The sequence below is a fragment of the Pectobacterium sp. 1950-15 genome (genome assembly GCF_037136835.1).
Classification (GTDB): Bacteria; Pseudomonadota; Gammaproteobacteria; order Enterobacterales; family Enterobacteriaceae; genus Pectobacterium.
Map to the genome: position 1 here is coordinate 48,157 of NZ_JBBBQR010000023.1, position 13,108 is coordinate 61,264.

7 protein-coding genes and 1 pseudogene are annotated in these 13,108 nt (G+C 53.2%); 7 read left to right on the forward strand and 1 reads right to left on the reverse strand.

The window, feature by feature from the left end:
• The first annotated feature begins 67 nt into the window (after positions 1–67).
• From aceE to lpdA, 3 genes are all read left to right on the forward strand, one after another.
• Complete coding sequence (gene aceE, locus WCT94_RS19275; RefSeq protein ID WP_014916631.1) at positions 68–2,731, forward strand: pyruvate dehydrogenase (acetyl-transferring), homodimeric type; 2,664 nt, start codon at positions 68–70, stop codon at positions 2,729–2,731.
• A 14-nt stretch (positions 2,732–2,745) separates the two neighbouring features.
• On the forward strand, positions 2,746–4,635 hold the full coding sequence (gene aceF, locus WCT94_RS19280; protein ID WP_336871237.1) for a pyruvate dehydrogenase complex dihydrolipoyllysine-residue acetyltransferase: 1,890 nt from the start codon (positions 2,746–2,748) through the stop codon (positions 4,633–4,635).
• Positions 4,636–4,849: 214 nt separating this feature from the next.
• A complete protein-coding gene (gene lpdA, locus WCT94_RS19285; RefSeq protein WP_039278363.1) occupies positions 4,850–6,274 on the forward strand; it encodes a dihydrolipoyl dehydrogenase in 1,425 nt (474 codons plus the stop codon).
• 60 nt (positions 6,275–6,334) lie between these two features.
• Here the strand turns inward: lpdA and WCT94_RS19290 are convergent.
• Positions 6,335–7,232 (reverse strand): annotated as a pseudogene (locus WCT94_RS19290) (LysR family transcriptional regulator).
• Positions 7,233–7,348: 116 nt separating this feature from the next.
• Between WCT94_RS19290 and WCT94_RS19295 the strand changes: the two are divergent.
• The 4 genes from WCT94_RS19295 to WCT94_RS19310 all read left to right on the forward strand — a co-directional run bounded on the left by WCT94_RS19295 (position 7,349) and on the right by WCT94_RS19310 (position 12,977).
• Positions 7,349–8,542 carry a serine hydrolase domain-containing protein gene (locus tag WCT94_RS19295; protein WP_336871239.1) on the forward strand — a complete coding sequence of 398 codons (1,194 nt, stop codon included), beginning with the start codon at positions 7,349–7,351 and terminating at the stop codon, positions 8,540–8,542.
• Complete coding sequence (locus WCT94_RS19300) at positions 8,539–9,723, forward strand: MFS transporter (protein WP_336871240.1); 1,185 nt, start codon at positions 8,539–8,541, stop codon at positions 9,721–9,723. Before WCT94_RS19295 ends, WCT94_RS19300 begins: the two co-directional genes overlap by 4 nt.
• Before the next feature lie 123 nt (positions 9,724–9,846).
• Positions 9,847–11,025 (forward strand): dienelactone hydrolase family protein, encoded by a 1,179-nt coding sequence (locus tag WCT94_RS19305; RefSeq protein ID WP_336871245.1) that lies wholly within the window; start codon positions 9,847–9,849, stop codon positions 11,023–11,025.
• Between the two features lie 239 nt (positions 11,026–11,264).
• Positions 11,265–12,977 (forward strand): hypothetical protein, encoded by a 1,713-nt coding sequence (locus tag WCT94_RS19310; RefSeq protein WP_336871242.1) that lies wholly within the window; start codon positions 11,265–11,267, stop codon positions 12,975–12,977.
• Positions 12,978–13,108: the final 131 nt, after the last annotated feature.

Here is a 13,108-nt window from a genome sequence, read left to right on the forward strand (position 1 = left end):
ATCTAAGCCAGAATGCAGGAAGACAGGCTCCAACAAACCAACTTATTAGAGAAGATAAGGAATAACCATGTCAGATCGTTTAAATAATGACGTGGATCCGATCGAAACCCGCGACTGGCTGCAGGCGATCGAATCGGTCATCCGTGAAGAGGGTGTTGAACGCGCCCAGTTCCTGATTGATCAGGTTCTGAGTGAAGCACGTAAAGGCGGTGTCAGCGTTGCTGCTGGTACGGCTGCACGTCAATACATCAACACCATCGCAGTGGAAGACGAGCCGGAGTACCCTGGTAATCTGGATCTGGAACGTCGTATTCGCTCAGCAATCCGCTGGAACGCGATCATGACGGTACTGCGTGCTTCGAAAAAAGATCTGGATCTGGGTGGCCACATGGCTTCTTTCCAGTCTTCCGCCACTTTCTATGAAGTGTGCTTTAACCACTTCTTCCGTGCTCGCACTGCGCAGGACGGCGGCGACCTGGTCTACTTCCAGGGCCACATTTCTCCGGGCGTTTACGCTCGTGCCTTCCTTGAAGGCCGTCTGACCGAAGACCAGATGAACAACTTCCGTCAGGAAGTTCACGGTAACGGTCTGTCTTCTTATCCGCACCCGAAACTGATGCCGGACTTCTGGCAGTTCCCGACCGTCTCTATGGGTCTGGGCCCGATTGGTGCTATCTACCAGGCTAAATTCCTGAAGTATCTGGAAAACCGTGGTCTGAAAGATACCTCTAAGCAAACCGTTTATGCCTTCCTGGGCGACGGTGAAATGGACGAACCAGAATCCAAGGGTGCGATCACTATCGCGACCCGTGAAAAACTGGACAACCTGGTGTTCGTCATCAACTGTAACCTGCAACGTCTTGATGGCCCAGTTACCGGTAATGGTAAGATCATCAACGAGCTGGAAGGTATCTTCAGCGGCGCTGGCTGGGATGTGATCAAAGTCATGTGGGGCGACCGTTGGGACGAACTGCTGCGTAAAGACACCAGCGGTAAACTGATCCAACTGATGGAAGAAACCGTCGACGGTGACTACCAGACCTTCAAATCCAAAAACGGTGCCTATGTGCGTGAGCACTTCTTCGGTAAATACCCGGAGACGGCAGAACTGGTTAAAGACTGGACTGACGATCAGATTTGGTCACTGAACCGTGGTGGTCACGATCCGAAGAAAGTCTACGCTGCACTGAAAAAAGCGCAGGACACCAAAGGCAAACCAACCGTTATTCTGGCGCATACCATTAAAGGTTATGGTATGGGCGACGCGGCTGAAGGTAAGAACATCGCTCACCAGGTTAAGAAAGTTAACATGGATGGCGTGCGTTACTTCCGTGACCGCTTCAACGTGCCAGTGTCTGATGCCGATATCGAAAAACTGCCGTACATCACTTTCGATAAAGAGTCTGAAGAGTACAAATACCTGCACGAGCGTCGTCAGGCGTTGGGTGGCTACCTGCCGTCTCGTCAGCCGAACTTTGATGAGAAGCTTGAACTGCCAACGCTGGAAGATTTCAGCACCCTGCTGGAAGAGCAAAACAAAGAAATCTCTACCACTATCGCATTTGTTCGTGCCCTGAACGTGATGCTGAAGAACCAATCTATCAAAGATCGTCTGGTTCCAATCATCGCCGACGAAGCACGTACCTTCGGTATGGAAGGTCTGTTCCGCCAGATCGGTATTTATAGCCCGAAAGGCCAGCAGTACACCCCGCAGGACCGTGAGCAGGTTGCTTACTACAAAGAAGACCAGAAAGGTCAGATTCTGCAGGAAGGTATCAACGAACTGGGCGCAGGTTCATCCTGGCTGGCGGCGGCAACGTCTTACAGCACCAACAATCTGCCAATGATCCCGTTCTACATCTACTACTCCATGTTCGGTTTCCAACGTATCGGCGACCTGTGCTGGGCAGCGGGTGACCAACAGGCGCGTGGCTTCCTGATCGGTGGTACTTCAGGTCGTACGACGCTGAACGGCGAAGGTCTGCAGCACGAAGATGGTCACAGCCACATTCAGTCGCTGACCATCCCGAACTGTATCTCCTACGATCCAGCATTCGCCTATGAAGTCGCGGTCATCATGCATGACGGTCTGCACCGCATGTACGGTGAAGCGCAGGAAAACATTTACTACTACATCACCACGCTGAACGAAAACTACCACATGCCTGCGATGCCGCAGGGTGCGGAAGAAGGTATCCGTAAGGGTATCTACAAGCTGGAAACGGTTGAAGGTAGCAAAGGTAAAGTGCAACTGCTGGGTTCAGGTTCTATCCTGCGTCACGTACGTGAAGCGGCTCAGATTCTGGCAACAGACTACGGCATCGGTTCTGACGTATTCAGCGTGACTTCCTTCACCGAACTGGCACGTGAAGGCCAGGATTGTGAGCGTTGGAACATGCTGCATCCAACCGAAACGCCACGCGTACCTTACGTGGCTCAGGTACTGAGCGATGCGCCAGCGGTAGCATCTACTGACTACATGAAGCTGTTTGCTGAGCAAATCCGTAACTTCATCCCAGCGAGCGATTATCGCGTACTGGGTACTGACGGTTTCGGTCGTTCTGACAGCCGTGAGAACCTGCGTCACCACTTCGAAGTGGACGCGTCTTACGTCGTGGTTGCGGCTCTGGGTGAACTGGCTAAACGCGGTGAAATCGATAAGAAAGTGGTTGCTGATGCCATCACTAAATTCAACATCGATGCAGATAAAGTTAACCCGCGTCTGGCATAAGAGGTAAAGATTACATGGCTATCGAAATCAACGTACCGGATATCGGTGCAGATGAAGTTGAAGTCACCGAAGTGCTGGTGAAGGTTGGCGACAAAGTTGAAGCTGAACAGTCGCTGATCACGGTGGAAGGTGATAAGGCTTCTATGGAAGTCCCTTCTCCGCAGGCTGGTGTCATTAAAGAGATTAAAGTCTCTGTAGGTGACAAAGTTGAAACTGGCAAACTGATCATGATTTTCGATTCCGCCGACGGTGCAGCTGACGCTGCGCCTGCCAAGGCAGAAGAGAAGAAAGAAGCGGCGCCGGCTGCAGCACCTGCAGCAGCGGCAGCGAAAGACGTCAACGTACCGGATATCGGCGGCGACGAAGTTGAAGTGACCGAAGTGCTGGTTAAAGTGGGCGACACCGTTGCTGCTGAACAGTCTCTGATCACCGTAGAAGGCGACAAAGCCTCTATGGAAGTTCCGGCACCTTTCGCAGGTACGGTTAAAGAGATCAAAATCAGCACCGGCGATAAAGTCTCTACCGGTTCTCTGATCATGGTATTCGAAGTGGCGGGTGCTGCACCTGCTGCCGCTCCGGCACAAGCCGCTGCTCCAGCAGCCGCTGCGCCAGCGGCCTCTGCCGCTAAAGACGTTAACGTACCGGATATCGGCGGTGACGAAGTCGAAGTGACTGAAGTGATGGTTAAAGTTGGCGATAAAATCGCGGCTGAGCAATCACTGATCACCGTAGAAGGCGACAAGGCTTCGATGGAAGTGCCTGCGCCATTCGCGGGTACGGTTAAAGAAATCAAAATCAGCACCGGCGATAAAGTGAAAACCGGCTCACTGATCATGGTCTTCGAAGTAGAAGGCGCTGCACCTGCTGCGGCCCCGGCTGCCAAGCAAGAAGCCGCGGCTGCACCGGCTCCGGCGGCGAAATCTGCTGCGCCAGCACCGGCTGCAAAAGCGGAAGGCAAGAGCGAATTCGCAGAGAACGACGCTTACGTTCACGCGACGCCGGTTATCCGTCGTCTGGCACGTGAATTCGGCGTGAATCTGGCGAAAGTGAAGGGGTCTGGTCGTAAAGGCCGTATCCTGCGCGAAGACGTTCAGGCTTACGTGAAAGATGCCGTGAAACGCGCTGAGTCTGCACCAGCAGCTGCCGCTGGCGGCGGTCTGCCGGGTATGCTGCCATGGCCGAAAGTCGACTTCAGCAAGTTTGGTGAAGTGGAAGAAGTGGAACTGGGCCGTATCCAGAAAATCTCTGGTGCTAACCTGAGCCGTAACTGGGTGATGATTCCGCACGTTACGCACTTCGACAAAACTGACATCACCGATCTGGAAGCGTTCCGCAAACAGCAGAACGCCGAAGCTGAGAAGCGCAAACTGGATGTGAAATTCACCCCAGTTGTCTTCATCATGAAAGCTGTTGCCGCTGCGCTTGAGCAGATGCCACGCTTCAACAGTTCCCTGTCTGAAGATGCGCAACGTCTGACGCTGAAGAAATACATCAACATCGGTGTTGCGGTTGATACCCCGAACGGTCTGGTGGTTCCGGTCTTTAAAGACGTGAACAAGAAGAGCATCACTGAGCTGTCTCGCGAACTGATGGCGATCTCCAAGAAAGCCCGTGATGGTAAGCTGACGGCTGGCGAAATGCAGGGCGGATGCTTCACGATCTCCAGCCTGGGCGGCATCGGGACTACGCACTTTGCGCCGATCGTCAACGCGCCGGAAGTCGCTATTCTTGGTGTGTCTAAGTCCGCGATGGAACCGGTCTGGAATGGTAAAGAGTTCACGCCGCGTCTGATGATGCCGATGTCTCTGTCCTTCGACCACCGTGTCATTGACGGTGCTGATGGTGCGCGCTTCATTACCATCATTAACAACATGTTGTCTGACATCCGCCGTCTGGTGATGTAATCGAAAAGCCGGCCTGACGGCCGGCTTTTTTCTGATAAGCTGTAATTTGTTACCGCTGTCAGTGATTAAGGACAAATCGTTAGTCGCTTGTTGTTTCAAAATTGTTAACGATTTTGTAAACTACTGCGGCAAAGACACGTCCCGGTGGAAGAGGGCGTTAAGACTCAATAACAATGACGTCACAGACCCGCCGGAAATCAATTAAGAGGTCATGATGAGTACTGAAATTAAAGCTCAGGTAGTGGTACTTGGTGCCGGCCCCGCGGGTTACTCTGCTGCATTCCGCGCGGCGGACTTGGGTCTGGAAACCGTACTGGTAGAGCGCTACTCCACGCTAGGTGGGGTGTGTCTGAATGTTGGTTGTATTCCTTCCAAAGCCCTGCTGCACGTCGCTAAAGTCATTGAAGAAGCCAAAGCGCTGGCGGAACACGGTATCGTGTTCGGTGAACCTAAAACCGACATTGATAAAATCCGTCTGTGGAAAGAAAAAGTCATCACCCAATTGACCGGTGGTCTGGCTGGTATGGCGAAAGGCCGTAAAGTTAAAGTCGTTAACGGTCTGGGCAAATTTACCGGTGCTAACACGCTGGAAGTCGACGGTGAAAACGGCAAAACGACAATCAACTTCGATAACGCTATTATCGCTGCGGGTTCACGTCCGATCCAACTGCCTTTCATTCCTCATGATGACCCGCGCGTATGGGATTCTACCGATGCGCTGGAGCTGAAAAGCGTCCCTGGACGCCTGTTGGTTATGGGCGGCGGTATCATCGGTCTGGAAATGGGTACCGTTTACCACGCTCTGGGTTCACAGATTGACGTTGTTGAAATGTTCGATCAGGTGATTCCGGCAGCTGACAAAGACATCATCAAAGTCTTCACCAAACGTATCAGCAAGCAGTTCAATCTGATGCTGGAAACCAAAGTGACGGCAGTAGAAGCCAAAGAAGACGGCATCTATGTGACGATGGAAGGTAAAAAAGCGCCAGCCGAACCACAGCGTTACGACGCGGTTCTGGTCGCTATCGGCCGTGTGCCGAACGGCAAAAACCTGGATGCTGGCAAAGCGGGCGTGGAAGTTGACGATCGCGGCTTCATCCACGTTGATAAGCAAATGCGTACCAACGTGCCGCACATCTACGCTATCGGCGACATCGTCGGTCAGCCGATGCTGGCGCACAAAGGCGTGCATGAAGGCCACGTTGCTGCCGAAGTTATCTCCGGTAAGAAACATTACTTCGATCCGAAAGTGATTCCTTCTATTGCCTATACCGAACCGGAAGTGGCATGGGTGGGTCTGACTGAGAAAGAAGCGAAAGAGAAAGGCATCAGCTACGAGACCGCGACCTTCCCATGGGCAGCGTCTGGCCGTGCGATCGCGTCTGACTGCGCTGACGGTATGACCAAACTGATTTTCGACAAAGAAACTCACCGTGTTATCGGTGGTGCGATTGTCGGTACTAACGGTGGTGAACTGTTAGGTGAAATCGGTCTGGCGATCGAAATGGGCTGCGATGCAGAAGATATCGCACTGACCATCCATGCGCACCCAACGCTGCATGAGTCTGTTGGTCTGGCTGCTGAAATCTTTGAAGGCAGCATCACCGACCTGCCGAACCCGAAAGCGAAGAAGAAGTAAGTTCGCTCAGGTTCGACTAGCGTGAATTCAATCCGGCACCTATACAGGTGCCGGATTTTTTTATGTATCAGAAGCGGGAAATACCCGCGCGCAGAGGAAATCCACGAATGCCCGTACTTTTGGTGACGGGTGCTTGCTGGCTGGCCATAGCACATGGAAGACGCCGCTGCGTTCCACGTAGTCGGTCAGAATCGGCTGTAGTTGCCCTCCTGCCAACTGCTCACGGATAGAGAAATCCGGCAGGTAGGCGATTCCCAGCCCTTGCAGTGCAAAACAAACGCGCGTTTCGATATTGTTGCAGATCATTGAGGTGGGCAATGGCAACTCGGGTTCGCCGGGGGGGGAATCGCAGCGCCCATTGCTCCAGTTTGCCGCTGTTAGGGAAGCGATAGTGCAGACAGGCATGCTGTATCAGGTCGGCAGGTGTCTGGGGGCAACCGTACCGGGCAAGGTAGTCTGGCGCGGCCACCACCAGAAAACGGAAAGTGCCCAGCCTGCGCGCGGTGAGGCGCGAATCCACGGGGTCACCTGTCCGTACGACAGCATCGAAGCCTTCCTCAATCACGTCCACCATGCGGTCGGTGAAGTCTAAATCCAGTTCAATGTCGGGGTATTCGCGCATGAATTCGCCGAGTACGGCTAACACCAGTGAACTGACCAACGGCAGACTTACCCGCAGGCGCCCGCGCGGGGCGGCGCTGGTCTGCGATATCTCCAGTTCTGCCGCCTCGATCTCAGCCAGAATACGCCGGCTACGTGCCAGAAAGAGTGAGCCTTCGGCGGTCAATGTGATGCTGCGCGTACTGCGGTGAAATAGCCTCACGCCCAGTTTTTCTTCAAGCCGTGCGACGCTTTTGCCAACGGCAGATGCTGATACGCCCAGTAGTCGGCCAGCGGCAATAAAACTGCGCGTTTCGGCCACCTGCACAAATACCGCTAAGCCATTCAAGCTGTCCATATATCCTCTCTATTGCGGACAATTTATTCCTTATATTAAGGAACAGTAGCCTACTTTTTCTTTAATTGCTGATTTTCTATCGTAACGGGAACGCTCATTGATAAAAGGAACACGCCGTGATAACTCCCGTATTGGCTCTGGATACCCATGCTTCAACAGCCCCTTTCTCTGCCCGAATTCAGGCCGTCGTTCAACAGGCGTTGGACGATGGGCGTTTGGTCGGCGCTGTCGTGCTGGTCGTGCGCAACGGAGAATTGATTCATCAGCAGGCAGCAGGGTGGGCTGACCGGGAGAATGCCCGCCCGATGGCGCTGGACGCTATCTTCCGGTTTGCTTCTGTCAGCAAGCCCATCGTGTCTGTGGCGGCTATGGTGCTGGTGGCGCAAGGTCGGCTCGATCTGGATGAGGATATCACTCGCTGGATACCGACGTTCCAGACCCGACTGCCCGACGGCAGCCCAGCGCGCATTACCGTGCGGCAGTTACTCAGCCACACTGCGGGTCTGGGCTACCGTTTTTTTGAACCCCATGCGGACGGCCCCTATGCGCTGGCGGGGGTCTCAGACGGTATGGATGCCTCCGGCATCAGCTTGACTGAGAACCTGCGTCGCATCGCCAGCGTTCCTCTGCAATACGCGCCGGGAGAGGCCTGGGGCTATTCGCTGGCAACAGACGTATTGGGAGCCTTGATCGAACGCGTTCACGGTACGTCATTGGACGAGGTGGTTCGCCAACTGGTGACTGACCCGCTGGACATGCACGACACCGGCTTCACGGTGCGTGATCCATTGCGCCTGGCTACCGCGTACGTGAATGACACCCCGCAGCCGCATCGTCTGGCCGAAGGCGAAACGGTTTCTCCCTTTGAGGGGGCAATTGGCATCGCGTACAGCCCTGCCCGTATCTTTGACTCTCAGGCCTTCCCGTCAGGTGGTGCAGGTATGGCAGGGACGGCTTGGGATCTGCTGCGTCTGTTGGAAGCCCTGCGTAAAGGGGGAGGCGTGCTGCTGCCTGACGCGCTGATCGAGGATATGGGGCGCGATCAAACGCAGGGGCTGGAACTGCCCAATGCACCGGGCTGCGGTTTTGGCCTCGGTTTCTCGGTCTTGCGCGATCCGCAGTTAGCCGAGTCGCCAGAATCGTCAGGCACCTGGCGCTGGGGGGGAGCTTACGGTCATTCATGGTTTGTCGATCGACAACAAGGTTTGAGCGTGGTGGCTTTCACCAACACCATGTACGAGGGGATGTCGGGGCGTTTTGTCACCGATCTGCGTGATGCCGTGTATGGCTCGTTGGAGTCAATACGATGACGGCCTCATTGGCCGATATACACCGTGACAGACTGCCTGTTGCCTCATTGCTGGCATTAGCCACGGCAGCCTTCATCACTATCCTGACCGAAGCGCTGCCAGCGGGCTTGCTGCCGCAAATGGCGCAAGGTCTGGCGGTGTCTGAAGCCTGGGTCGGGCAAACTGTCACTATCTATGCCGTGGGTTCTCTAGTGGCCGCGATCCCGTTGACCGCCGCGACGCAAGGTGTGCGTCGCCGCCTGCTGCTGCTATCAGCCATCGCAGGCTTCGTCGTTGCCAATACGATTACCGCGTTTTCCGGCAGCTATGTATTGACGATGGCGGCGCGTTTTCTGGCGGGTGTTTCAGCCGGGTTGCTGTGGGCGCTACTGGCAGGCTACGCGGCGCGTATGGTGCCTGAACATCAGAAGGGGCGCGCTATTGCGATAGCGATGGTGGGTACCCCCTTGGCGCTGTCGCTCGGTGTGCCCGCTGGCACCTTTCTGGGTAACTTACTCGGCTGGCGCATGTGCTTCGGTATGATGAGTGGTTTGGCATTAATACTCATGCTGTGGGTTCGTATTCAGGTGCCGGATTTCGCTGGGCAATCGGCAGATAAGAGGCTGTCGCTGGGGCAGGTGTTCACGGTGGCAGGCGTGCGATCCGTATTATGCGTCGTGTTGGCCTTTGTGCTGGCGCATAACATCCTCTACACCTATATTGCGTCGTTTCTCGCGGCGGTGGGTATGGTCGCACAGACCGGTCTGGTGCTGCTGGTATTCGGTGTGGCATCGCTACTGGGGATCTGGATGATTGGCGTGCTGATTGACCGCTATTTACGCGGCCTGACGCTTGCCTGTTCGGCATTGTTCTGCGTATCCGTACTGGCACTTGGCGTGGCGGGTGAGGGACATGCTGTGGTCTATGGGGCTGTGTCCGTCTGGGGGCTTGCTTTCGGCGGCGCGGCGACATTGTTCCAAACGGCAATAGTCAGAACCGCTGGGGAAGGGGCCGATGTGGCGCAGTCCATGTTGGTCACCGTCTGGAATATGGCTATCGCAGGAGGCGGTATTATCGGCGGTGTGCTGCTGGAGTATTTCGGCGTCGTCGCATTCTCTCCGGTGCTGTTAGTGCTGTTATTGATTGCGCTCGCTGTGGTGTGGTCTGCCAGACAACACGGTTTCCCCGTGGCGCGACGGTAACGTAATCGGGTGCGATTTTTTGCCGGGCGCTTCGCAGAATGCGCGTTCCGTCCGTTTATTTTTAGCTGCGTCAATTACAATCAAACCTCAAAAAAGAAACGTTGTTTTATTTTTGAGGTTATGATGAATTTTAATACCTTACGCTCCTCTGTCTGGCTACTGGCGGCGTTGCTGACCAGCCCTTCACTGATGGCGAACGATATGAACCCTACGATTCAACCTGCGACGAATCAGGCGGTCACGGATGAAGGGCTGCCTTCGTTTTATCCGCAGCTTAAACAGCAGATGACCTACTCGGATTCCTGGCTATCCGGAAATTTTACGGATTTTAGCCAGTGGCAATCCCAGTCGCGAAAAACACTGCGTTCGCTGCTCCTGACACCGGATTCCACCAAAGACTTTGCGCCGCAGGCGATTGAAAAACAGGATCGCGGTAGCTACACGGCGGAGAAAGTCGCGTTCAATCTGACGGATGAAAGCCGCGTAGATGCGTTGCTCCTGACGCCAAAAAGCGCGGGGCCGCATCCTGCGGTCATCCTGCTGCACGATCACGGCGCGAAGTTTGATATCGGCAAGGAGAAGATGATCAAGCCGTGGGGCAATGACGAACAGCTCGTTTCTGCACAGGCGTGGGCGGATAAGTTTTTCACTGGTCGTTTTGTCGGGGATGAACTGGCGAAGCGGGGCTATGTAGTGCTGGCGGTTGATGCGCTAGGTTGGGGATCGCGCGGGCCGATCAAATATGAGCAGCAGCAGGCACTGGCAAGTAACTTCTTTAATCTGGGGCGTTCGCTCGCGGGTCTGATGGCCTATGAAGACATGCGGGCAACGGACTTTCTGGCATCGCTTGAGCAGGTTGATAAGCAACGTATTGGCGTCGTAGGGTTCTCAATGGGTGCCTATCGTGCCTGGCAGCTCGCCGCGCTATCGGACAAGGTGGCAGCAACGGCGGCAGTCTCCTGGATTGGTACATACGAGGGGCTGATGACGCCGGGCAATAATGTGCTCAGAGGCCAGTCGGCATTCTATATGCTGCATCCGGGGCAACCGACACGCTTTGACTTCCCGGATGTGGCGAGCGTTGCTGCACCAAAACCGATGCTGTTATTTAACGGTGGCCAAGATAAGCTGTTCCCGACGAAATCGGTTGAGGATGCTTATGCCAAAATGCATGAGGTATGGCAATCCCAACGGGCAGGCAGCAAACTGCAAACCAAAATATGGCCTGAGCTGGGGCACGTGTTCTATCAGGAACAGCAGGAAGAGGTGTTTCGCTTTCTGGACCAATGGCTAAAACCCTAACCGGCAGTGCCTGAATGATAGACTCTAAATAATTCAAGTTTCATGAAGGCGGCAAGGGAAGGAATCCCGACGAGATTGCTGAGGTAAGTGATTCGGGTAAGTGAGCGTAGCCAACGCACATGCAACTTGAAGTATGACGAGTATAATAAATTTTTTTGATAACATCAGCTTACTGATGCATTGCTAGCCTCTGCGTGCCGCGGCATTCAGAGGCTTTTTAATTTTACAGGGATGAAGTGATGAAGAAATACCTGGGTATTATCATGATGGCGTTGTGGCTGTCGGGTTGTAACGGAGAAGAGACACTGAGCGAGGGGAAATATCTGGTTGAGGATATCCGTGTGGTGTTTGATAACAGTAAAAATCCTGAAGCTAATAAAAACAGAGATAACCTTCAGGAACATATCGCACAAAACCTCAAGGGCATTAAAAACGACCTCTATTTTAATCTGACGCCGACGCAGGTGAGTTACTACAGCGAGGATGGCGAATATACCGAGGAAATGAAAGACAACCGTATACAGGTCAACGGTATGTGGCACACGCTAAACATCACCGGGAGAAATACAGTTACGTTCGTATCGGATAAAAGCGCTGCCTGTGCGTTTTATTATTGTGAAATCACCATGGTCTTGAAAAAGACGGAAGAACAGTCACCTGCTTTACTCAAGCTCAAGCAGCGTTTTGAAGAACGTAAACAAGCCTATCAGGCGCGGCTTCTTGAAGAGAAAGAAACATTTAACCGCGCGCCGATGGATGATTTCCCCGGCATCCCTTTTTATCCTGAAGACGACTTTACGATTAAGCTGCCGTTTGCCATGTTCGATAAGCTGAGCTTGTGGGAACACGGGACTTACGTGCGCAGAATGGGACGTCTGCTTATCGATCGGGAAAATAAAGACACGCAGATCTACACCTATCGGGATAAGCAGAATAAGACCGATTTTGACCTGTTTACCGTTAGCGCGGCAAAAGAGGCGTTTAATCTGGCATCGTGGCTGGAAGGGCAAAAGGGCGTGCTGTTCCAGTCGGAAAACGGCGCGGCATATGCTAATCAACAAGGCAAATTGGAAACGGTCTATTTTCAATATGATGAGGCTAAGCAACGCTACTTTATCGGGTTAGCGAATACTGAAGACACCGTCGCATTAGCCAAAGCGTTTGCTGTACTGCGTACCATGGATGAACGTTACCGTGGCGAGCAGGCGTTGTCGATGTACGATCTGGCATTATCTCAGCAGGAATTAGAAGCGAAGTATGGCGTAAAGATCGCTGATGTATTTAATATTTCAGAAATGCATCAGGCTATCTGGAAAACGCTCGAACAGCGCATGGAAAAGCCTGAACGCTTTATTAAACGGAGCATGTCAAAAACGCGCATTGAAATACGGTTCCCGTCGGAAGTGTTTAAGTACGATATTTATTTTACGATCGCACCCCAATCGATTCCTGAACTCATGGCTGAAACCAAAGAGATCGTCCCTGAAGGTAAAGAAGTTGATAACATTTTTATTTATGGCGACAGCGCGTTTGTCGGCTATGAATACAATGTGAATGTGGGAAGCGGGCTTACATTGCAATTTTTAGTCCCGAAAGATGTGGGAACGCCGCTGGAACGCCTGATGTTCTTGCATGTATTACGTCAGCTTGATGTGACGCGTTTCCCTGCTATCGCCGCACAAGAGAAAAAGAACCTGTTTACGTATGGTGAAGCGACGTCTTTTAAAAACAACCTTGATAATCGCTACTTCAAAGTAGAAGAAGGACTCATCGATAGTGCGGGCAAACTGATCGTCAAGAATCCTGATGATGGCTATTTTGAGTTTAATTATCGCGCTCCCCATATACTGGCGACCCACTATAAATCAGAAGGGGAAGGGAACTACTCCAGAGTGCCGGGCGTGACGGTATTTGATGAAAAAGGGAAATGGCTTTCCCATCAGGCAGACTAATTCGATCTGACAGTGTGGTGGTTGTCGGCAAGGGTATTGGCGTTCATGGTATTGCCAGTAATAGTATTGCTGATAATAGGGCTGTCGATAATGAGGGTTATCGACAGCACCTCGCATCCTGTTAAAATATT